General features: G+C 70.3%; 19 protein-coding genes, 1 tRNA gene and 1 other RNA gene. 9 read left to right on the top strand and 12 right to left on the bottom strand.

From position 1 onward, the window contains the following. Nucleotides 1–21 precede the first annotated feature (21 nt). The 8 genes from O7614_RS06835 (at nucleotide 22) to O7614_RS06800 (ending at nucleotide 8,957) form a co-directional block, all read left to right on the top strand. A complete protein-coding gene (locus O7614_RS06835) occupies nucleotides 22–1,536 on the top strand; it encodes an aromatic amino acid ammonia-lyase (RefSeq protein ID WP_278137621.1) in 1,515 nt (504 codons plus the stop codon). After that, nucleotides 1,526–3,091 carry an NAD(P)-binding domain-containing protein gene (locus O7614_RS06830; protein WP_278137620.1) on the top strand — a complete coding sequence of 522 codons (1,566 nt, stop codon included), beginning with the start codon at nucleotides 1,526–1,528 and terminating at the stop codon, nucleotides 3,089–3,091. The genes O7614_RS06835 and O7614_RS06830 overlap by 11 nt, the downstream gene beginning before the upstream one ends. A 1-nt stretch (nucleotide 3,092) precedes the next feature. Next, the gene (locus O7614_RS06825) at nucleotides 3,093–4,082 is read left to right on the top strand and encodes an alpha-hydroxy acid oxidase (protein WP_278137619.1); all 990 of its coding nucleotides are present in this window, start codon (nucleotides 3,093–3,095) and stop codon (nucleotides 4,080–4,082) included. Continuing rightward, nucleotides 4,079–5,332 carry a cytochrome P450 gene (locus O7614_RS06820; protein ID WP_278137618.1) on the top strand — a complete coding sequence of 418 codons (1,254 nt, stop codon included), beginning with the start codon at nucleotides 4,079–4,081 and terminating at the stop codon, nucleotides 5,330–5,332. Before O7614_RS06825 ends, O7614_RS06820 begins: the two co-directional genes overlap by 4 nt. Next, complete coding sequence (locus tag O7614_RS06815) at nucleotides 5,329–6,591, top strand: cation:proton antiporter (protein WP_278137617.1); 1,263 nt, start codon at nucleotides 5,329–5,331, stop codon at nucleotides 6,589–6,591. Before O7614_RS06820 ends, O7614_RS06815 begins: the two co-directional genes overlap by 4 nt. An 89-nt stretch (nucleotides 6,592–6,680) precedes the next feature. Then, complete coding sequence (locus O7614_RS06810) at nucleotides 6,681–7,337, top strand: response regulator transcription factor (protein WP_278137616.1); 657 nt, start codon at nucleotides 6,681–6,683, stop codon at nucleotides 7,335–7,337. After that, the gene (locus O7614_RS06805) at nucleotides 7,334–8,563 is read left to right on the top strand and encodes a HAMP domain-containing sensor histidine kinase (RefSeq protein WP_278137615.1); all 1,230 of its coding nucleotides are present in this window, start codon (nucleotides 7,334–7,336) and stop codon (nucleotides 8,561–8,563) included. The genes O7614_RS06810 and O7614_RS06805 overlap by 4 nt, the downstream gene beginning before the upstream one ends. 133 nt (nucleotides 8,564–8,696) lie before the next feature. After that, nucleotides 8,697–8,957 carry a YciI family protein gene (locus O7614_RS06800; protein ID WP_278137614.1) on the top strand — a complete coding sequence of 87 codons (261 nt, stop codon included), beginning with the start codon at nucleotides 8,697–8,699 and terminating at the stop codon, nucleotides 8,955–8,957. An 86-nt stretch (nucleotides 8,958–9,043) separates the two neighbouring features. Here O7614_RS06800 and O7614_RS06795 read toward each other — a convergent pair. Beyond that, nucleotides 9,044–9,116, bottom strand: a tRNA-Ala gene (locus O7614_RS06795). 88 nt (nucleotides 9,117–9,204) lie between these two features. Beyond that, on the bottom strand, nucleotides 9,205–9,795 hold the full coding sequence (locus tag O7614_RS06790; RefSeq protein WP_088986211.1) for a YqgE/AlgH family protein: 591 nt from the start codon (nucleotides 9,793–9,795) through the stop codon (nucleotides 9,205–9,207). A 321-nt stretch (nucleotides 9,796–10,116) separates the two neighbouring features. Between O7614_RS06790 and mdlC the strand changes: the two genes are divergently transcribed. Then, nucleotides 10,117–11,712 carry a benzoylformate decarboxylase gene (gene mdlC, locus O7614_RS06785; protein WP_278137613.1) on the top strand — a complete coding sequence of 532 codons (1,596 nt, stop codon included), beginning with the start codon at nucleotides 10,117–10,119 and terminating at the stop codon, nucleotides 11,710–11,712. 9 nt (nucleotides 11,713–11,721) lie between these two features. Here the strand turns inward: mdlC and O7614_RS06780 are convergent, their stop codons facing one another. From O7614_RS06780 to pruA, 10 genes are all read right to left on the bottom strand, one after another. Continuing rightward, nucleotides 11,722–12,672 carry a hypothetical protein gene (locus tag O7614_RS06780; RefSeq protein ID WP_278137612.1) on the bottom strand — a complete coding sequence of 317 codons (951 nt, stop codon included), beginning with the start codon at nucleotides 12,670–12,672 and terminating at the stop codon, nucleotides 11,722–11,724. A 46-nt stretch (nucleotides 12,673–12,718) separates the two neighbouring features. Then, nucleotides 12,719–13,216 (bottom strand): hypothetical protein, encoded by a 498-nt coding sequence (locus tag O7614_RS06775; protein ID WP_278137611.1) that lies wholly within the window; start codon nucleotides 13,214–13,216, stop codon nucleotides 12,719–12,721. Nucleotides 13,217–13,366: 150 nt separating this feature from the next. Further along, a complete protein-coding gene (locus O7614_RS06770) occupies nucleotides 13,367–14,044 on the bottom strand; it encodes a hypothetical protein (RefSeq protein ID WP_278137610.1) in 678 nt (225 codons plus the stop codon). Nucleotides 14,045–14,113: 69 nt separating this feature from the next. Next, nucleotides 14,114–14,489, bottom strand: a transfer-messenger RNA (tmRNA) gene (gene ssrA, locus O7614_RS06765). A gap of 104 nt (nucleotides 14,490–14,593) precedes the next feature. After that, nucleotides 14,594–15,073 carry an SsrA-binding protein SmpB gene (gene smpB / locus O7614_RS06760; RefSeq protein WP_203177075.1) on the bottom strand — a complete coding sequence of 160 codons (480 nt, stop codon included), beginning with the start codon at nucleotides 15,071–15,073 and terminating at the stop codon, nucleotides 14,594–14,596. 217 nt (nucleotides 15,074–15,290) lie between these two features. Next, the gene (ftsX, locus tag O7614_RS06755; protein WP_278137609.1) at nucleotides 15,291–16,166 is read right to left on the bottom strand and encodes a permease-like cell division protein FtsX; all 876 of its coding nucleotides are present in this window, start codon (nucleotides 16,164–16,166) and stop codon (nucleotides 15,291–15,293) included. Nucleotides 16,167–16,233: 67 nt separating this feature from the next. Then, the gene (gene ftsE / locus O7614_RS06750; protein WP_030331491.1) at nucleotides 16,234–16,914 is read right to left on the bottom strand and encodes a cell division ATP-binding protein FtsE; all 681 of its coding nucleotides are present in this window, start codon (nucleotides 16,912–16,914) and stop codon (nucleotides 16,234–16,236) included. Nucleotides 16,915–17,032: 118 nt separating this feature from the next. After that, nucleotides 17,033–18,154: a peptide chain release factor 2 gene (prfB, locus tag O7614_RS06745; RefSeq protein ID WP_088986217.1), complete on the bottom strand. Its 1,122-nt coding sequence runs from the start codon at nucleotides 18,152–18,154 to the stop codon at nucleotides 17,033–17,035. Between the two features lie 64 nt (nucleotides 18,155–18,218). Further along, nucleotides 18,219–18,734, bottom strand: coding sequence for a PadR family transcriptional regulator (locus tag O7614_RS06740; RefSeq protein ID WP_091393967.1), 516 nt, complete (start codon nucleotides 18,732–18,734; stop codon nucleotides 18,219–18,221). 177 nt (nucleotides 18,735–18,911) lie between these two features. Continuing rightward, the gene (gene pruA / locus O7614_RS06735; protein WP_278137608.1) at nucleotides 18,912–20,540 is read right to left on the bottom strand and encodes an L-glutamate gamma-semialdehyde dehydrogenase; all 1,629 of its coding nucleotides are present in this window, start codon (nucleotides 20,538–20,540) and stop codon (nucleotides 18,912–18,914) included. Nucleotides 20,541–20,569 lie beyond the last annotated feature (29 nt).

Raw genomic sequence — 20,569 nt, 5'->3', positions numbered from 1 at the left:
TTGCCTCTAACATCCGCTCCCATGACGATTGAGGTGGATTTGGCAGCACCCCTGCGCCTCGCCGACCTGCGCGTCGCAGCAGGCCCGGTCACTGTCGTGGTCGGGGACGAGGTGCGGGACCGAGTGGCGACGGCCCGCACATTCCTCGGCAAGGCACTCGGCGACGACCGGGCGATCTACGGTGCCACCACCGGCTTCGGTGCGCTCGTCGGCTACGCGGGCCGAGCCGACCAGCGCGACCAGGCCGACAACACCCTCGCCCACCTCGGGGCGGGCCAGGGCCCGGACCTCGCCCCGGATGTCGTACGCGCGACGCTGCTGGTCCGCGCCTGGTCCCTGGCCCGGGGCGCGTCGGGGGTCTCGCCACACGTGATCGACGCGCTCGCGGCCATGCTCGGCACGACGTTCACACCGGCCATGCCCCGGTTCGGCTCGGTGGGGGCCAGCGGTGACCTGATCCCGCTCGGCGCCGCCGCCCAGGCGCTGCGCGGTCGCGGGCACGCCTACCTGGACGGTGTCCGGATGCCCGCCGGGGACGCCTTGACGAAGGCCGGCCTGGAGCCGTTGCCGCTCGACGGTCGGGACGCACTCGCGCTGGTCAACGGCACGTCGCTCACCACGGCGGCGCTGGCCCTCGCCCTGGGCCGGGTCCGCACGTCGCACCGCGTGGTGCAGACGTTGAGCTGCCTGCTCGCCGACCTGCTCGGCTGCGATCCACAGTTCCTCGATCCCGCCCTCCTCGCCGCGTACGGCCACCCGGGCGCCAGCTCGGTCGGCGCCGCGATGCGGGAGTCCTCCGCGGGCCTGCGGAAGTCCGGCACGAGACCGTTGCAGGAGCCCTACAGCATCCGCTGCGCGCCGCAGTTGCTCGGGGCGGCCGAGGACGCCCTGCGCTATGTCGACGGCGTCGTGGCGGCGGACCTCGGCGGGGTGAGCGACAACCCGCTGTTCTTCCCGGCCGACGACAAGGTCGTGCACGGCGGCAACTTCTTCGGCCAACCCGCCGCGTTCGCCGCCGACGTCCTGTCCATGGTGATCGCCCAGGTCGGCAACCTCGCCGAGCGCCAACTCGACCTGCTCGTGGACCCCGGGCGCAACGGCGGACTGCCGCCGATGCTCGCGGCCGGACCAGGCCAGCAGCACGGGCTGCAGGGCGTACAGCTCGCGTCGACCGCGCTCATCGCCGAGATCAGGCGCGACTGCGTGCCCGCGAGCCTGCAGAGCCTCCCCACCAACCTGCACAACCAGGACGTCATTCCGCTCGGCACGCAGGCCGCTCTCCGCGCTCTGGACCAGGCGCAGCTGCTGCGCCTGATCACCGGTTCGCTCGGGCTCGGGCTGCGCCAGGCGGCGCACGTGGGGGCGCGCCGGCCCACGGCGGCGGGCTGTGACCGCGTCCTTCGGGCCCTGGAGGAGATCCCTCCGATCGATCCGGACCGGCCGCTCGACAACGACGTGCGCAGGGCAGCCGCGATTCTGGAAGAGCTTGAAATCTCTCTGATTTCCGGCTCGTACGGTGACCACCGTGACGCTTGATTATCTGATCATCGGAGCCGGTCCGGCCGGCCTTCAACTCGCCGCCCTGCTCGAGGCCGACGGCAAGCGTGACTATGTGGTGCTGGAGGCCGCCGACGGACCGGGGGCATTCTTCGCCACCTATCCGCGGCACCGTCAACTCATCTCGATCAACAAGCCGCACACGGGCACCGACGACCCCGAGCTGAATCTGCGGCTCGACTGGAATTCCCTGCTCACCGACGACCCGGCGCTGCTGTTCACGCAGTACACCGAGCGGTACTTCCCGGACGCCGACGTGATGGTGCGGTACCTCGCGGACTTCGCGGCGAAGACCGGCGTCAAGGTCAGTTACGGCACCCGGGTGACCCGCGTGTCGAAGCACGACGACGTGTTCACGGTCGAGGCCGGCGACCGGCGCTGGGAGACCCGCGCGGTGATCGTCGCCACCGGCGTCTCGAAGACCTACCAGCCGGACATCGCAGGATTCGAGCTGGCCGAGGGGTACGACGTGATGAGCGTCGAGCCACGTGACTATCTCGACCAGAAGGTGCTGATCATCGGCAAGGGCAACTCCGCCTTCGAGACCGCCGAGAATCTCATGGAGACCACGACACTGATCCACGTCGCCGGGCCCAGCTCGGTCCGGATGGCGTGGCGCACCCACTACGTCGGGCACCTGCGCGCGGTGAACAACAACTTCCTCGACACATATCAGCTCAAGTCGGCGAACGCGATCCTCGACGGCACGGTCAGGAGCATCGAGCGCGACGGTACCGGCTACAAGGTCGAGTTCAGCTTCTCGCGGGCGAACGAGGTCGTGAAGGAACTGCATTACGACCGGGTGCTGGGCTGCACGGGATTCCGTTTCGACGCCTCGATTTTCGACGCCTCGGCCCGGCCCCAGCTCGCCATCAAGGACCGATTCCCGGCACAGACCGAGGCGTGGGAGTCGGTGAACGTCCCGGGGCTGTTCTTCGCCGGCACGATCTCGCAGGAACGCGACTTCAAGAAGTCCACGAGCGGTTTCGTGCACGGCTTCCGCTACGCCGTGCGCGCATTGCACAGGATCCTCTCCCGTCGGTACGACGCCACCGACTGGCCGTCCGAGAGGCTCGCCGTCGACCCGGCAGCCATGACCGCGGCCGTCATCGAACGGGTCAACCGCACCTCGGCCCTGTGGCAGCAGTTCGGGTTCCTCGGCGACGTACTCACCGTGGCCGGGCCCGAGGCCCGCTACCACGAGGAGGTGCCGGTGGACTACTTCGCGGCGACCGGCCTGCGCACCGCCGAGCACGACTACGACCAGGCATTCGTGATCACTCTGGAGTACGGTCCCGACCACGACCAGGTCGACCCGTTCGACATCACCGTGTCCCGCGTGGCCCAGGACGCCGTGGGGCAGGCGCACGACGCGGCGTACCTGCACCCGGTCGTCCGTTACCACCGCGAGGGTCAACTGATCAGCACGCACCACCTCGCCGAGAACCTGGAGAACCAGTGGGACCGGCCCGACGTCCACGTACGGCCGCTGCAGGAGTTCCTTGGGCGTTGCCTCTCGGGCGCCGAGGGCTGACATGGACCCGGTCCACCAGGACTTCTTCGAGGGTGGGGCCGGGCGGGAGCGCACGCTCGCCGCCAACGAGCGGGCCTTCGAGCGACGGTGGCTCGTGCCACGGGTGCTGCGGGCGACCGGTGAGCGGGACCTGCGGACCACAGTGGCCGGCACCTCGCTGGCCGCCCCGGTCCTGGTCGCTCCGACGGCCTTTCATCGCCTCGCGCACCCCCACGGCGAGGCGGCCACCGCGCGGGGGGCCGCGGCGGCCGACACGGCGATGGTGGTCAGCATGGCCGCCACCCAGCCGGTCGAGGAGATCGCGGCGGCCGGCGGGACGCTGTGGTTCCAGCTCTACCCGCAGCCCGACCTCGACTTCACGGAGTACGTGGTCAAGCGCGCCGAGTCCGCGGGATGCCGGGCGCTCGTGGTGACCGTGGACTCCCCGGTGTTCGGGCGGCGCGAGCGTGACCTGCGCAACGGCTTCACCGACCTGCCGTCCGGCTACGCGTGCGAGAACATGCGCGACGCGACCGACCGGGTGCGCCCGATCACGATGGATGCGACGGCGGGGTGGGACCGGATCGCCTGGCTGCGCGGCGTCACGGGACTACCGATCCTGCTCAAGGGCGTCCTGCATCCCACGGATGCCCGCCTCGCGGTGGAGCACGGCGCTGCCGGTGTGATCGTGTCCAACCACGGTGGACGACAGCTCGACGGGGCGATCCCCACGCTCGACGCGCTGCCCGCGGTCGTGGCCGCCGTGAATGGGCAGATCCCGGTGCTGCTTGACGGGGGTGTGCGCCGCGGCACCGACGTGGTGATCGCGCTGGCGCTCGGGGCGCGGGCGGTGCTGGTGGGGCGCCCGGTGGTGCGGGCGCTCGCGGCGGGCGGGGCGGTGGGCGTACGGGACGTTCTCGACCGACTCACCACCGAGCTGGATCAGGCCCTCGCCCTGGTCGGAGCACGGCGGCCGGCCGACCTGACGCCCGACCAGGTGGTGACCCGGTGAGGGCGGTGGTCGGCCTGCGGGAGTGGATCTTCGAGCGGGTCAACGGGACCGAGGGCGTTCCCGTCCCCGGGCCGCTGGTGGGCCCGGAGGACTTCGAGCGGGTCTACAGCGATCCGGCAGCCGACGGACGCAGCCGTGGGGCCGGCCTGTCGGACCTCTTCTGGTACTGGCTCGCGCCCGGTCCGCAGATGCATCAGGAGCACCTCGAGCCCGGCGAGCCGTACCGGACGGTCGCACGGACGACCCGGCAGGTGCTCGCCGTCCCGCACGCGCGCTCCGACGAACTGGCGACGGCCGCGACCCGGCGGATCCTCGACGCGCTCCCGGCGGACCGGATCAGCCACGTGCGGCTACGTGACCTGATGATGCCGATCTGGGCCGAGGTCTCGTACGAGCTGGTGTTCGGCGCACGCTGCCCGCGCGACGTCCGCGATCTCATCGTGGCGAACGCGGACGACGTGGTCACCGCCCTGAAAGGGATGAGTCTGCGGCACATGTCCCGGCGGGTTCGTCTGACCCGTTACCTGCTGGACCGGATCGACGCGGGGACGTGCCCGGTCGTGCTGCCGCCGCCCTTCAGCGCCCTGGAGACCGCCTGGTATCTGCAGGGCGCGTTCTTCAACACGGCGGTGGTGCAGATGTCGGAGGCCATGGCACACATCCTGCTGTGCTCCGGGGCCGTCACGGACACGTCGGACGGGTCGCTCGACCGACTCATCGACGAGACGCTCCGGGTGCACCCGCTGTTCGGTATCGCGCACCGGATCACCTCCGGACCCATCACGGTGGGGGATCACGTCCTCCCCACCGGATCGGTGCTGCTCTTCAACTATCTGTCCTATCAGCGCACCGGTCCCGCCGCGGACGACGAGTTCAACCCGGACCGCTGGCTGTCGTTGCGCCGGCAGGACGCGCATTTCATCCCGTACGGCGTGACCGCCAACCGGGCCTGCCCGGCGCGTGGTTCGGCCCCCGTCCAACTGCGCGCAGCCACGCGGGAGGTGCTGCGGCGCTTCTCGGTCAGCTCGTCGGCAGCGCACACCCGCTCGCTGCCGAGTCGCGGTCCCGCGTACCTGACGCCCCGGGGTCTCCCCGGCCCCGGCCGCAACCGGCTCGCCCTCATGCGGCAGCGCGACCGACTCTTCGACGTGGGGCGCTCGGTCAAGCAGCTCTTCTGCGGCACCTGGATGGTCGTCGACGCCCGGCGACAGAAGTTGTGCACCCGATTCTTCGAGGAGGCCGGCTCATGACCCCCACCGAGCTCGCCCCGCGGTTCTTCATCGCGGTCGCGGTCATTCTGCTCTTCTGCAAGCTGGTCGCCTGGCTCCTCGGCAAGGTGGGTCAGCCCGCCGTGGTGAGCGAGATGCTCGCCGGGGTGCTGCTCGGCCCGTCGCTGCTCGGCCTGCTGTGGCCGGGCGCGCAGGCCGCGCTCTTTCCCGCGCCGCTGCTGCCGATCCTGTACGTGGTCGGCCAGGTCGGCCTGGTGCTGTTCATGTTCCAGGCCGGGTACGCCTTCACCTCGCATCGGGTGACCGGGCTCGCGAGCACGGCGGGAGCGGTGTCGCTCGCGGGTGTCGCCGCTCCGCTGGTGCTGGGGACCCTGCTGGTCCTTGTTATGGCGGGCTTCGTCCCGATCCGCACGGACGGTGTGTCGCTCGGTGTGTCCGCGGCGTTCGTCGGCGTGGCGCTGGCGATCACGGCCTTCCCGATGCTCGCCCGGATCATCACGGAGCGCGGCCTCGCCGGGACCCGCTTCGGATTGCTCGCCCTGGCCAGCGGCGCGATCGACGACATGGTCGCGTGGATCATGCTGGCCGCGGTACTGGCGTTCGCCTCGGGCGCGGTCGGCCCGGCCCTGGTCTGCGCGGGTGGTGCGCTGCTGTTCGGGGTGGCGCTGTGGCTGGGTGGGCGGCGGGTGACCGGCTACGTCATGGGGCTCCCGGGCGATCGCGCGCGGCTACTCGGCACCGTGGCACTGCTCTTCCTGGTGGCCTGGTACACCGACGAGATCGGGCTCTACGCGGTCTTCGGCGCCTTCGCGGTCGGCGTGGTGATGCCGCGCTCCGAACAGACCGACAGGGTGGTCGACACGCTGACGCCGATCGCCGCGACGGTCTTCCTGCCGCTGTTCTTTACCTACTCCGGGCTGCGCACCGAGTTCGCGTTGCTGGGCAACCTGGCCGTACTCGGCTTCGCCACCGCGTGCGTGGCCGTGGCGATCGCCGGCAAGTTCGGCGCCTGCTGGGGTGCGGCCCGGCTGCGCGGCGAGCCGAACGGGGTCGCGCTGCGCGTCGGCGCGCTCATGAACGCCCGGGGCCTGATGCAGCTGATCGCCCTGAACGTGGGGCTGGAGGCGGGCATCGTGAATCCGTCGCTCTTCACCGTGCTGGTGCTTGTCGCGCTCGTCACGACACTCATGACGACACCGCTGCTCAGCTGGATCGAGCGGCGTGAGGCGCGGGTCCCCACTTCTGCTGCACCGTCGCTCGTACCCGCCGGGACCCCGTAGACCCCGAAGACCCCGTAGATTGTTTGTTTGAGGCGACAAGTTTTCCGAGATATAGAGACATTTCGATGTAACGGTGTCACCATCTATGCATGACTCGACTCCTGCTCGTCGAGGACGACTCGGAGCTACGCGGCATGGTGGCTGAGACCCTGACCGACGAGGGATACGTCGTCGACCAGGCCCCCGACGGGCAGCGCGGCCTGCACCTGGGGCTCACCCGGCCCTACGACGTGATGGTGATCGACCGGCTGCTCCCCGCCCTGGACGGGCTGGACCTGGTCGTCCGACTGCGCTCCCGCGCGGTGGTCGCCCGGGCGCTGCTGCTGACCGCGCTCGGCACCGTCCAGGACCGGATCGCCGGCCTCGACGCGGGTGCCGACGACTACCTGACGAAACCCTTCGACCTGGACGAGCTGAGCGCCCGCATCCGGGCCCTCTGCCGCCGGACCTCCGAGTCGACCGAGGTGCTACGGCTCGGTTCGGGCCAGCTCGACCTCTCCGTGCGCGACGCCGTCCTGCGCGACGGCACCCGGATCGCCTTGTCCGCACGCGAGTTCGAGCTGCTACGGGTTCTCGCAGCCCGGCCGCACACCGTCCACTCCCGTTCCGAGCTGCGCAGCCGGGTCTTCGACGAGGCGGCCGCGGCGTCCCTGGTCGACACGTACGTCTACTACCTGCGGCGCAAGCTCGGCCGCTCGGTGATCCGGACCGTGCACGGCCTCGGCTACCGGCTGGGGACCCTGTGAGCTTCGAGGACACCATGCTGCGCCGGGCCAGGGTGCGGGTCAGCATGCTCGTCGGGCTCACCATCACCGCGCTGCTCGCCCTGGGCGCCGCCATCTCCTACGCCACACTGCTGCACAGTCAGCACGAACAGATCGAACGGGAGCTCACCTACGGTGCGGTCCACGGCACGATCGACGGGCCGCCGGGCTGCAACTGGATCATCCTGTACGACGGCGGCAGCATCGACTCGGGCCGGAACCCGCCACCTCCGGGCTTCCCACTGCGGTCCGCCATCGACGCGGTGGCCCTCGACCGTCAGGTTCGCAGCGACAAGATCAGCCGCAACGGCACTACCTACTACGTCCGCACCCAGCCGCGCGGCACCGGCGTCGTGCAAGCGGTGTTCGACGCCCGCTTCCAACTCTCCGACCGGCGTCACCTGCTCGCCGCCTTCCTCCTCGCCGCGATGGTCGGCATCGCCGCGGCGGTACTCACGGGCATCATCGTCGGCCGCCGAGCCGTGGCACCGCTCGCCGAGGCGCTCAACCGGCAACGCCGCTTCGTCGCCGACGCCAGCCACGAGTTGCGCACCCCCATCGCCCAGGTCCACACCCGCGCCCAGCTACTGGCCCGCCGCGCCGGCGCCGACCGCGCCGACTACGACCGCCTGATCCAGACCACCCGCCGCCTCGGCGAGATCGTCGACGAACTCCTGCTCTCCGCCCGCCTCGCCGCCATGCCAGCCGACCGGCACCCCTCCGAGCCCGTCGACCTGGCTCGTCTCGCCGCCGAGGCCGTCGACTGCGAGGCCGACCGCGCCGCGGAGCAGGGTGTCCAGGTACACCTGACCGTCCCGGACGCTCCGGTCCTCGTCCCCGGAGTCGCCTCGGCCCTACGCCGCGTGGTCGGCGAGTTGCTCGCCAACGCCCTCACCCACACCCCGCCCGGCGGCCGCATCGACGTCACCCTCCGCACCTCCCGCCGCGACGCGGACCTGGTGGTCACGGACAGCGGAGCCGGGTTCGACCCCGCCGACGCGAGGCACCTCTTCGACCGCTTCCACCGCGGCGCCGGGGCCAAGGACCGGCGTTTCGGTTTGGGCCTGGCCCTCCTGCGCGAGGTGGTCACCAGCCACGGCGGGACGATCTCCACCGACAGTTGGCCCGGTGCCGGCGCGACCTTCACTGTCCGTCTACCGACGATTTCGCCACGGCTGTCCCCAGCGGGTGCGAGCCCAGCGGCGTGACTTCTGCGAGTCGGGCCACCGCGCGCCCGCCGGCCCTTGCCGTGGCCCCTGGGCCGGGCGCCCTCGGTGCGGCGGCGATGGCACCGCGCGTCGACTAGGGTGCTCCGGGAGACCGCCTTCAGGAGGAGGAACCGTGTTCATCTTGGAGCTGTCCTTCGGCGACGAACCCGACCGGCTGGCCGCCCGGCCCGCGCACCGGGAACGTCTCCAGGCTCTGCGTCAGGAGGGCCGCCTGGTCATGGCCGGGCCATTCTCCGACGACTCGGGCGCGCTCCTGATCTTCGACGTCGCGGACGCCGAGGCGTTCGCCGCCATCCTCGCTGAGGACCCGTATTACCGCACCCCCGGGGTGACGATCGTCGGCCAACGGGAGTGGTCACCGATCGTCGGCTAGGCGCTGGTCGCGCCCAGGACCGCAAAAACAATCAGCGGCCTAGCCGATGTTCTCCGACTAAGCCGCTGACCTGCTGTGCAACAAGGTGGAGCCGAGGGGACTCGAACCCCTGACCCCCACACTGCCAGTGTGGTGCGCTACCAGCTGCGCCACGGCCCCTTGCTGTCGTCCCGGTCGCCCGGGCACTGGGAAACTATACACAGACCGGCCGGCATGGTCATCTCGCGGGGTCCCTTGCCGAGCCGGGTCAGTTGAGCGCCACGTCCGGGGGGAAGTGCGCGACGGCGGCCATCATCCCGCCCTGCCGGCGCAGCACCATCGGCCACAGGTCGTCGGGCCGGTCGACGAAGGCGTCACCGGGCAGCGCGTCCAGCACGAACCAGGAACCGTCGGCGATCTCCTGCTCCAACTGGCCGCCGCCCCAGCCCGAGTAGCCGGCGAAGACCCGGATGCCGCCGATGCCCTCCCTCAGCCGCTCCGGATCGACCGAGAGGTCGATCGTGCCGACCGCCCCGGAGACCTGGTGGAAGCCCTTGAGCCGACGCATCGGGTGTCGCATGCGGGCCAGGCAGATGGCCGAGTCGGGCTGCACCGGGCCGCCCTCGAACAGCACCGCCGGGTGGCGGGCCAGGTCACTCCAGTCGCCGAGCACGTCGGCCACCGGCACCTCAGTGGCGCGGTTCAACACCACGCCGAGCGCACCGCCCGGCTCGTGGGCGACCAGCAGCACCACCGTACGGTCGAAGTTCGGGTCCTTGAGCGCCGGAGTCGCGACCAGCAGCCGCCCGGTCATCGACTCCATCGCCCGTCCGCCGATCGCCTGGCCCTCTCCCTGCATCCCACACACCCATCAACCGTGAGCCCGCGCCGGGGATCGGTCATCTGCCGGATCCGACCGGGGCGCCGGGATCGACCGCGCTGTCAACGCCATGCCTGGCACCATAGCCTGCGTCCCGGGCGCTGGCTAAGGTCTGACCGGCAGGTGATCGGACAGTTAAGACGGAGATTCGACAGCCCCGACGACGAAGCTCCTGGTGATCGATGCTCTTGGCCACAGTCGGTGGAGAAACGCCCGAAAGGTCCGTCACATCCCGATAGATTCGGCTGATCGGGAGGGTGACCATGGTCGTCCGTGCCCGCGACGCGGAGGCGGGTGGCGATGGCAACGGTCCGGGACGCGACGTACGACGTGCTCCGCACCCTCGGCATGACCACGGTCTTCGGCAACCCCGGCTCTACCGAGGAGCCGTTCCTCCAGGACTTCCCCGCCGACTTCCACTACGTCCACGCGCTGCACGAGGCGACCGCGGTGGCGATGGCCGACGGGTACGCCCAGGCCAGCGGTGCGCCTGCCCACGTCAACCTGCACACCGCGCCGGGCACCGGCAACGGCATGGGCAACCTGGTCACCGCCTGGCACAACAAGACCCCGCTGATCGTCAGCGCCGGCCAGCAGACCCGGGAGATGCTGCTGCTCGAACCCCGACTGACCAACCGTCGCCCCACCGAGCTGCCCCAGCCGTACGTCAAGTGGGCCTACGAGCCCGCGCGGGCGCAGGACATCCCGGCGGCGGTGCTGCGGGCGTACGCGACAGCGGTGCAACCACCCGCCGGCCCGGTCTTCCTCTCGCTGCCGATGGACGACTGGGCCCAGCCGGCCGACCCACCGCCCGCGCCACGTTCGGTGGCCACCCGCTTCGCACCGGACCCGGAGCGGTTGGACGAGTTCGCCCGGATCCTCGCCGGCAGCCGCAACCCGGTGCTGGTGTACGGCCCGGGGGTGGACCGCTCCGGGAGTTGGTCGACCGCGGTCGCGCTGGCCGAGCGGCTGGCCGCACCGGTCTGGTCGGCCCCCGCCCCCGAGCGGGCCGTGTTCCCCGAGGACCACCCGCACTTCCGCGGGGTGCTGCCGTACGCGATCGGGCCGCTGGCCGACGCGCTGCGTGGCCACGACACGGTGCTGGTCGTCGGCGCGCCGGTGTTCCGCTACTACCCGTACGTGCCCGGCGGGCACCTCCCCGACGGCGCCCGGCTGCTCCACGTCACCGACGACCCCGACGAGGCCGCCCGCGCCCCGGTCGGGGACAGCCTGCTCGGCGACCCGGGGTTGACCCTGGCCGCGCTGGCCGAACGGGTGCCACCGGCCGACCGGCCACCGCCCGCGCCGCGGGCGGCACCGGCGCCGCCCGAGGTCACCACCCCGCTGAGCGCCGACGCCCTGTTCGCCGCGCTGGCCGCGCACTGGCCGACGGACGGCGTGCTGGTCCAGGAGTCACCCTCCAATCTGTCCGCGCTGCGCCGCCAGCTCCGGGTCAACCGCCCGGCGTCGTACTTCACGATGGCCAGTGGCGGTCTCGGCTACGGCCTGCCGGCCGCGATCGGGGTGGCCCTCGCCGAGCGGGACACCGGGCGTGGGCGACCGGTGGTGGCGGTGATCGGTGACGGCTCGTTCCACTACTCGGTACAGGCGCTGTGGACCGCCGCGCGTCTCGCCCTGCCGGTGGTGGTCGTCGTCCCGGTCAACAAGCAGTACGCGATCCTCAAGGCGTTCGCCGAGCTGAAGGACACTCCCGGGGTGCCCGGCCTGGACCTGCCCGGCTTGGACATCATCGCGATCGCGGCCGGATACGGCTGCGCGACCGAGGTGGTGGAGACCCCCGACCAGCTCGGCGTCGCGCTCGCCGCCGGGTTGCGGGCCGACCGACCCACCGTGTTGCCCGTACCGATCAGCACCGACGTGCCGAGCATCCTCTGAGCCGCACGGTCAGCGCGACGCGATCGACAGTGCAGCGCCGGTGAACACGTCGAGCACCGGGCGGGCGCCCAGCGGCGCCGCGAGGGTGACGGTGACCGGTTGCACCTTGAGCAGCGCGATGCACTCGCCGGCGGATCGGGTGACGCTGCCACCGACCACCACGACGTCCGGCCGTTCCCTCACCAGCGGCGTGATCGCGGTGTCGCAGGCACCGACGCCGAGCCGAACCGTCAACCGGGTGCCGTCGACCGCCGCGAGGTCCTGGGCGGCCACCAACCCGTCCGGCAGCGGCCCGGCCGGCGCTGTGGGTTCGGGCACCGCACCCACCGCCGTGGGTGCGACGGCGAGCCGCGCGACCGGGGTGGCCAGCTCCTCGACGTCGAACAGCCAGGCCGGGACCTGCGCCTCACCCCGGCTCGTGCGGACCGGCACGGTGCCGAGGTTGACCCCGGTGACGGTGAGCGAGAGGCAGGCGGTCTGCGGCGTGCTGGTGGTCCAACCGTCCGGCCCGGGTTCGACGGTGGGGCCGCCGGGGGTGGGCAGGCCGGGTCGCTTCGGTCGCCCCGGGCAGGGCAGCGGGTCGCCCTGGTCGAGCTGACGGTACGCCTCGGCGGCGCTGACCAGCGGCAGTGTCAGCCGGCCGTCCGGGAACCGGATCTCACCGCCGACCCGGGTGGGCGGAATCGGGACCTGCGCCCGGTACCAGCCGGCCCGAAACGCCGCCTCGGTGTCGGGAGTGAAGCGCGGGTCACCGGTGAGCACTGTCGGCCCCTGCAGGGGGACGTACCCCGTGCGCCAGTCCGGGCCGGGCTGCCACGCCTCGGCGACCTGGGCGGCCCGCTGGTCGAAGGCTTCGGCACGCTGGGGGTCGCTGGGACCGTCGAACAGATCCGCACGGGTGGGGGCACAGCCCGCCACCAGTAGCAACGGGAGCACGAGCAGCAGGACCGGTCGACGCATGACCGGTTCGACGCGGCCACCGACGCCCTGGTTCCCCGACGCGGGCTCAGGTCTCGCCGCCCAGATCCGTCTGGTACGCCTCCCAGAGGAGGTCCGCGCCGCGTCGCCGGTGCCGGGCCAACTTCCGCAGCAGGTGCCCGGCTCGATGCCGCAGCTCGTCCGGGTGCGCCTCGGCCTGCTCGGCGATCCGCTGAACCGCGAGGAGCGTGGCCACGATCGCCGCGTGCTCCCGGGTCAGCAACCGCACCCCGTGCTCCAGCCGCGGCGACTGGGTGAGCAGCTCCCGGTAGAGGCCTGCGGGGCCCTCGGTGACCCGGACGTGCTCGGCGAAGCCCCGCCGCACCGGACGCAGCCGCAGCAGGACCTCCTCGCGCCAGCACGGCTCGGTGGTGGCGACGGCGACGGCCCGGCCGAAGGCGTGCACGTCGCCGGAGAGCCCGGCCGGGCGGGGCTCACCGGGTAACCCGATGGGATGCGGATCGACGGGGTGCGCCGCACGCGGCCGGGCGACGAGTGACGGCTGCTGGACCGGACCGGTGACCATGGCACCTCCCGCGACGCTGCTATCCCATAACGCGATGGTGAGCCTGCCCGGCCCGCCCTGTCCAGGGCCACGATTCGACTCATCTGCACCGGGCACCACAAGAAGCCCACCCGTATCAGCGGCCACAGCCGGGGTGCCGGTACCGCCGGTCTAGCGGGGGTGCGCCGCCAGGCGGTGCAGTTGGACGGCGACGGCATGCGCACCGTCGTCGCGCCCGTCGGTCGGTCGGCCGGTCGTGATCGCGTCCGCCAACGCACGCAGCTCGGACGGGGGCAGGCTGTCCAGGCCCATGCCGCGCAGCGGAATGGTGACCCGCCGCGCGCTCGCCCGGTCGGTGGCGGTGATGGCGGCCCGCAGCCGCTGCCCGACCATCGGGGCATCGTCTCCCACCTCGCGATGCGGCACTCCGCCGGCATCGATCCGGGCGGTGGCGAGGTCGACGGAGCGGGTACGGAACGCGCCCCGCACCCGTACCTGGCTGCCGTCCAGCCACGCCGCGGTGCGGAGCACCCGCAGCACGAGGTAGACGCCGAGCAGGACGAACGGCAGGCCGCACAGCCCGACGACCGGGACGGGATTGGACTGGTCCGCGCCGCCGGCGGAGTCCCTCAGCCCGGGCGGCAGCATGCCCGGCGGGAGATCGCGGGCCTCCTCGTAGGAGGCGAACGGATCGCCCGGGCCGGTCAACCGACGCAGCAGCCCGCCGGCGAGCAGGGGTAGCGCCACGAACGCCAGCCCGACGGTCGCGACGAACACGCCGGACAGCACCGCCACGGTGCGCTGGGCGGGTGACGCGCCGACCGACAGGCGCAGCTCCTGGTGGGTCACAGCAGGCAGCGTAAGACCTCCGACACGACGAAGCGCCCCGGCCTGGTGGCCGGGGCGCTTCGCTCGAGGTGGTGGAGGTGCCGGGAATCGAACCCGGGTCCTTCGCCGGTTTGTCAGGGCTTCTCCGAGCGCAGCTCGCTGTGCCTCTACTCGGCCCCACCGCTCACGCGAGCAAGTTGGTGTGACGGGCCCAGTCGCTGATTGATCTCGCCGCACGGACCCCGCGACCGGGTCCGATTGGCCAGCCTTCTAGCTGATGCCGGCTACTGGGACGAAGGCGTTCCCAGGCCGACAGACTTAGCTACTCGCCTCAGGCGGCGAGAGCGAAGTCAGCGCGAGTGTTCTTGGCGCTTATAAGTTTCCGACGACCGATTCTCGAGACGACGTCGGCTTCCTCGGCTCGCTTCCCCTGTCGCTGCGTACGAAGTCGAAACCAGTCACCCCCTCGACAGGCCGCCGATGTGGCGGCACTGACAAGACTAACGCCTGCCGCAACAGCTTTCATCCCGAGCCCCGGGCCGGCACGCCGACCCGGGCAAACAGGATGAATCAGTCGTCCATGCCCTTGCCGCGCCGACCGGACACCCGGGCGATCTCCCGGTCCGCGTCCCGCTTGGCGAGGTCCTGACGCTTGTCGTACGACTTCTTGCCCTTGGCCAGGGCGATCTCCACCTTGGCCCAGCCGTCGGAGAAGTAGACCTGCAACGGGACGATCGTCAGACCGCCCTCGCGGGTCTTGCCGACGAGCTTGTCGATCTCACCCCGGTTGAGCAGCAGCTTGCGGGTCCGCCGGGGCTCGTGGTTGGTCCAGGTGCCCTGGGTGTATTCGGGGATGTGCATGGCGTGCAGGAACAACTCGCCGTCGCGCTCCTGGGCGAACGCGTCGACCAGCGAGGCGCGCCCGGCGCGCAGTGACTTGACCTCGGTGCCGGTCAGCGCCATGCCCGCCTCGTAGGTGTCGAGGATCGCGTAGTCGTGGCGTGCCTTCTTGTTGGAGGCGACCACCTTGCGCCCCTTTTCCCGTGGCATCGGCGCCACCCCCTCTCCGTCGTCGTGGCCGGGCTCACCCCGGCCGGACAACCGATCATGCTACCCGAATGAGGCTTATTCGGGCCCTCGCCGCCGAGCAGGCCGTGCCATCGTCAGGGCCGCCCGAACGAGCCTCATTGACAAGGACCCTCCCGCGCCGTTTATTTCCGGCTGCGGAAGGGCCCTTGAGGAGACGACGGGACGACCCGTGCGATGCCTAGACCCGCAGGTAGAAGCGCAGGGTGATCCAGGCGGTGCCCGCGCTGACCAGACCGCCGACACCGGCCATCAGCGGGAAGATGAACAGGATGTCGCCCCAGGTGATCGGCGAGAGCAGACCCTGCAACGCACTCAACGAGCCGTCGAAGAGCAGATACTTCGCCGCGACCAGGGCCACGAGACCGAGCAGCGAGCCGATCAGACCGGCCACCACCGCCTCGAGCACGAACGGCGCCTGGATGAACCAGTTGGACGCGCCGACCAGCTTCATGACGGCGACCTCACGCCGCTTGCTGTACGCAGCCACCTGAATGGTGTTCGCGACCAGCAGCAGGGCGGCGATCGCCATCACGATGGCGGCAGCCAGGGCGATGTTCTGGATCGAGGTGAGGATGTTGAAGATCTTGTCGAGCAGTTTGCTCTGGTCGACGATCTCGTCGACGCCGCCGGTTTCCTTGTACTGGTCGTAGATGTTCTTGTACTGCTCCGGGTTGTTCAACGTGATCCGGAAGGACTCCGGCAGCTGGTCCGGCTTGACCGCGTTCACCAGGTCCGGAGCGTCCTGGTACATCGTCTTGAAGCGCTCGTACGCCTGGGCCTTGTCGACGTAGATGACCTCCTTCACCAGGGGGTCACCGTCGAGCTTGCTCTGCAGATCGGTGCGCTCCTGCTCACTCACCTCCTGGTTCAGGAAGATCGCGACCTGGATGTTCTTGAAGTAGAGGTCCTTCATGTCGTCGACCTGGCGGTACATGAGACCGCTGGCGCCGAGCATGGTCAGCGAGACCGCCATCGTGATGATCATCGCGATGGACATGGTCACGTTGCGCCACAGTCCGACCAGTACCTCGGACAGGACGTATTTCACGCGCATCGGGATTTCCTCCGGGTCTCCGGCATGAGGTGTTCGTCGTCAGGCTGCGCAAGGGTGGAGCGTCGACTCACCCGTAGACGCCGCGGGCCTGGTCACGCACGATGCGACCGCTCTCGATCTCGACAACGCGGCGGCGCATCTGGTTCACGATGTTGGAGTCGTGGGTGACCATCACGACGGTCGTGCCGGTGCGGTTGATCCGGTCCAGCAGGCGCATGATCTCGATCGAGGTGTCCGGGTCCAGGTTTCCGGTGGGCTCGTCCGCCAGCAGGATCAGCGGACGGTTCACGAACGCCCGGGCGACCGCGACCCGCTGCTGCTCACCACCGGAGAGCTCGTGCGGATAACGGTGCTCCTTGCCACCGAGCCCGACCAGCTCCAACACCTCCGGCACGACCCGGCGGGCAACCGCCTTGGTCTTACCGATCACCTCAAGGGCGAACGCCACGTTCTCGTAGGCGGTGCGGTTCGGCAGCAGCCGGAAGTCCTGGAAGACACAGCCGATCGAGCGCCGGAAGTGGGGTCGCTTCCAGGACCGCATCGACGTGACGTCCTTGCCGTTGACGACGACGCGTCCCTTGTTGGGAGCCACCTCGTGCAGCAGCATCTTGATGATCGTGGACTTGCCGGAGCCGGATGGACCGATGAAGAAGACGAACTCGCCCTTCTCGATCGAGACGGACACGTTGTCGAGCGAAGGCCGGGACGCCTTCGGGTACGTCTTCGTCACTTGCTCAAGCTGAATCACGGGTCGTGAGTCTACGCGGTGTAACAACTGAGCCAAGCCCCACGCCCCGCCGATCCATCGCGAGTCGCCGAATCGGGCCCCCACCTGGAGATCGATGACGCGCTGCGCCTACACGCGGTTACGCACCGTCGTCGGCGAGTTGCCGCTGCTTGCGCCACCGGATGCCCGCCTCGATGAAACCGTCCAACTCGCCGTCGAAGACCGCGCTCGGATTGCCGGTCTCCTGCTCGGTTCGGAGATCCTTCACCATCTGATACGGGTGCAGGACGTAGGAGCGCATCTGGTCGCCCCACGAGCCGGCGGCGTTCTCCTTGAGCCCTTCAAGCTTGGCCTGCTCCTCCTGGCGCTTGCGCTCCAGCAGCCGGGCCTGCAGCACCCGCAGCGCGGACGCCTTGTTCTGCAGCTGCGACTTCTCGTTCTGGCAGGTCACCACGATGCCGGTCGGGATGTGGGTCAGCCGGACCGCCGAGTCGGTGGTGTTGACGCTCTGCCCACCCGGGCCGGAGGAGCGGTAGACGTCGACGCGTACCTCGTTTTCCGGGATGTCGATGTGGTCGGTCTGCTCGGTGACCGGCAGGACCTCGACGCCCGCGAAACTGGTCTGACGGCGGCCCTGGTTGTCGAACGGGCTGATCCGGACCAGGCGGTGGGTGCCCGACTCGACGCTGAGCGTGCCGAACGCGTACGGCACCTTCACCGCGAAGGTGGCCGACTTCAGACCCGCCTCCTCGGCGTACGAGGTCTCGTAGACCTCGGTCGGGTAGCCGTGCCGCTCCGCCCAGCGCAGGTACATCCGCAGCAGCATCTCGGCGAAGTCCGCAGCATCCACGCCACCGGCGCCGGCCCGGATGGCGACCAGCGCCTCCCGGGAGTCGTACTCGCCGGAGAGCAGGGTGCGGACCTCCATCTCCTGGATGGCCTTGGTCAACCCGGTGATCTCCGACTCGACCTCGGTCAGCACACCGGGATCGGACTCGGCCTCGGCCAGCTCCAGCAGCACCTGGGCGTCGTCGAGGCTGGAGCGGAGGCTGCCCAGCTTGCTGATCTCGCCGTTGACGTACGACAGCTGCGAGGTCACCTGCTGAGCCTTGGCCTGGTCGTCCCAGAGATCGGGGGCGGAGGCCTCCTGCTCGAGGCGGGCCTTGTCCTCGTGGAGCCGGTCGATGTTGAGGACGGCCTCGATGTTTCGCAGGGTCGCGTCGAGTTCCTTGAGCTGTTCGGCGTAATCGGCAGCGGTCACGACAGACAAGCGTACTGTGCCGCAGGCTGCTCAGCTCGTTCCCGGTGGGCGAACCCTCCCGGCGTCACCCGACGGGGGCGGACTTCAACCACGACAGGGCGGCCCGGTGGTAGGCGACGGCGAACTCCAGCGCGCTGGCGTCGTACGTCTCCCCGTCCCGTTTGGCGTTCTTGACCTGTTCCCGAACCTGGGCGAGTGCCTCGGTGTGGTACTCGTTGGCCGAGGCGTACAGGCCCTTCAACTGGCTCGCGGAATGCAGGTTGCCGAATGCCATCCGCAGCGCGATCGGGTTGCGGATCGTGTCCCGCCCCGGGTTCTCCGCGAGCCAGCGGGAGAACGTCCGTTTCCCGCTGGCCGTGAGTGCGTACGGCTGGCTCATCCGCGGCCCCGGCTTACCGAGACGCACGAAACCCCGTTCGGCCAGCACCGGCAACTCGCGGTAGACCTGGCTGCGGGTCATCGACCAGTACGGCGCCAGACGGCGCTCAGCGGCGGCCATCAACTGACCGCCTGTCATCGGGCCCTCATGGAGGAGGCCGAGCAGGGCCGCCGCCGTAGGGTTGACTCCGGAATCCGCCATGCCCACTACGCTGCCACTTTGCGCACCCGGCGTCCAGGATTTGCCAGTTTGCCACCCAACAGGACTTCCTAAGTGCACTGTCGGCGGCAGACTGTCCGTTGAGGACTATCAATGTATCGCCTGGGGTAAGGAAGGGCCCCTTGTTATACACCAGGCATTAACAAGGGGCCCTTCCTTTCAGCCCATGTGGGGGTACGTGTGGTCGGTCGGCGGCACGAAGGTCTCCTTGATCGTCCGCGGCGACAACCAACGGACCAGGTTCAGCCAGGAGCCCGCCTTGTCGTTGGTGCCACTGGCCCGGGCGCCGCCGAAGGGCTGCTGCCCGACCACCGCGCCGGTCGGCTTGTCGTTGATGTAGAAGTTGCCGGCCGCGTACCGCATGCGCTCGGCGACCGCGTCGACCACCCGGCGGTCGGTGGCGAACACCGAGCCGGTCAGCGCGTACGGGGCGATCGACTCGGCCTGCGCGACCACGTCGTCGAAGCGGGCGTCGTCGAACACGTGCACGCCCAGGATCGGCCCGAAGTACTCGGTGGTGAAGGTCTCGTGGGCGGCGTCGGAGCACTCGAACAGGGTCGGCCGGACGAAGTAGCCGACCGAGTCGTCGGCGGTGCCACCGGCCAGCACCCGGCAGGAGTCGTCACCGGCGATCAACTCCAGCGCCGCGGTGTGCCGGGCGAACGCCTTGTCGTCGATCACCGCGCCACCGAAGTTGCCGAAGTCGGCCACGTCGCCGTAGGTCAACGAGTCGGTGGTGGCGGCCAGCCGGTCACGCAGCCCACCCTCCCAGATCGAACGTGGCACGTACGCCCGTGAGGCCGCCGAGCACTTCTGGCCCTGGTACTCGTACGCGCCGCGGATCAGCGCGGTGTGCAGGGCGTCCACGTCGGCGCTGGTGTGCGCGACCACGAAGTCCTTGCCGCCGGTCTCGCCCACCAGGCGCGGGTAGCCCCGGTAACGGGCGATGTTGTCGCCGACGGTCCGCCACAACTGCTGGAAGACCTTGGTGGAACCGGTGAAGTGGATGCCGGCCAGATCCGGGTCGGCGAGCACGACGTCGGAGACCTCCTCACCCCGGCCGGTAACCATGTTGATCACGCCGGGCGGCAGGCCGGCAGCCTCGAACAGCCGCATCGTGAAGTGCGCGGCGAACTGCTGGGTCGGCCCCGGCTTCCAGATCACCGTGTTGCCCAGCAGCGCGGGCGCGGACGGCAGGTTACCGGCGATGGCGGTGAAGTTGAACGGGGTGACCGCGTAGACGAAGCCCTCCAACGGGCGGTGGTCGAAACGGTTCCAGACACCCGGCGAGGACGCCGGCTGCTCCTCGAGCAGGCGGCGGGCGAAGTGCACGTTGAACCGGAGGAAGTCGATGAACTCGCACGCCGAGTCGATCTCCGCCTGGATCGCGGTCTTCGACTGGCCGAGCATGGTGGCCGCGTTGAGGGTGTCGCGCCAGGGGCCGGCGAGCATCTCGGCGGCGCGCAGGAAGATCGCGGCGCGCTCCTCGAAGGGCAGCGCCCGCCACATCGGGGCGGCGTCCTTGGCCGCCTTGATCGCGGCGCGGGCGTCGTCGTGGCTGGCGTGACCCGTCACGCCGAGCACGTGCGCGTGCTTGTGCGGCTGCACCACGTCGATCGGGTCACCGGCAGCCATCCGCTGCTCACCACCGATGGTCATCGGCAGGTCGATGCGCTCGGCGGCGAGCTCGGTCAGCCGCCGCTGGAGCCGGTCCCGGTCGGGGCTGCCCGGCTCGTAGTTGCGAACCGGCTCGTTGCGCGGCTCGGGAACGGAGAACACGGCATCCATCAAGGCTCCTGGCGATCTCGACAGCAGTG

This window comes from Micromonospora sp. WMMD961 (genome assembly GCF_029626145.1).
In the GTDB taxonomy this organism is placed as follows: Bacteria; Actinomycetota; Actinomycetes; order Mycobacteriales; family Micromonosporaceae; genus Micromonospora.
Note: the sequence above shows the minus strand (reverse complement) of the source record. Positions and strands in the feature narration are given on the sequence as shown.

What these genes read in the sequence shown, in the direction of transcription:
- O7614_RS06835 (WP_278137621.1), top strand. Translation starts at nt 22, where the DNA reads ATGACGATTGAGGTGGATTTGGCAGCACCCCTGCGCCTCGCCGACCTG.
- O7614_RS06825 (WP_278137619.1), top strand. Translation starts at nt 3,093, where the DNA reads ATGGACCCGGTCCACCAGGACTTCTTCGAGGGTGGGGCCGGGCGGGAG.
- O7614_RS06815 (WP_278137617.1), top strand. Translation starts at nt 5,329, where the DNA reads ATGACCCCCACCGAGCTCGCCCCGCGGTTCTTCATCGCGGTCGCGGTC.
- O7614_RS06810 (WP_278137616.1), top strand. Translation starts at nt 6,681, where the DNA reads ATGACTCGACTCCTGCTCGTCGAGGACGACTCGGAGCTACGCGGCATG.
- O7614_RS06790 (WP_088986211.1), bottom strand. Translation starts at nt 9,795, where the DNA reads ATGCAGGGAGAGGGCCAGGCGATCGGCGGACGGGCGATGGAGTCGATG.
- mdlC (WP_278137613.1), top strand. Translation starts at nt 10,117, where the DNA reads ATGGCAACGGTCCGGGACGCGACGTACGACGTGCTCCGCACCCTCGGC.
- O7614_RS06780 (WP_278137612.1), bottom strand. Translation starts at nt 12,672, where the DNA reads ATGCGTCGACCGGTCCTGCTGCTCGTGCTCCCGTTGCTACTGGTGGCG.
- O7614_RS06775 (WP_278137611.1), bottom strand. Translation starts at nt 13,216, where the DNA reads ATGGTCACCGGTCCGGTCCAGCAGCCGTCACTCGTCGCCCGGCCGCGT.
- smpB (WP_203177075.1), bottom strand. Translation starts at nt 15,073, where the DNA reads ATGCCACGGGAAAAGGGGCGCAAGGTGGTCGCCTCCAACAAGAAGGCA.
- ftsX (WP_278137609.1), bottom strand. Translation starts at nt 16,166, where the DNA reads ATGCGCGTGAAATACGTCCTGTCCGAGGTACTGGTCGGACTGTGGCGC.
- O7614_RS06740 (WP_091393967.1), bottom strand. Translation starts at nt 18,734, where the DNA reads ATGGCGGATTCCGGAGTCAACCCTACGGCGGCGGCCCTGCTCGGCCTC.
- pruA (WP_278137608.1), bottom strand. Translation starts at nt 20,540, where the DNA reads ATGGATGCCGTGTTCTCCGTTCCCGAGCCGCGCAACGAGCCGGTTCGC.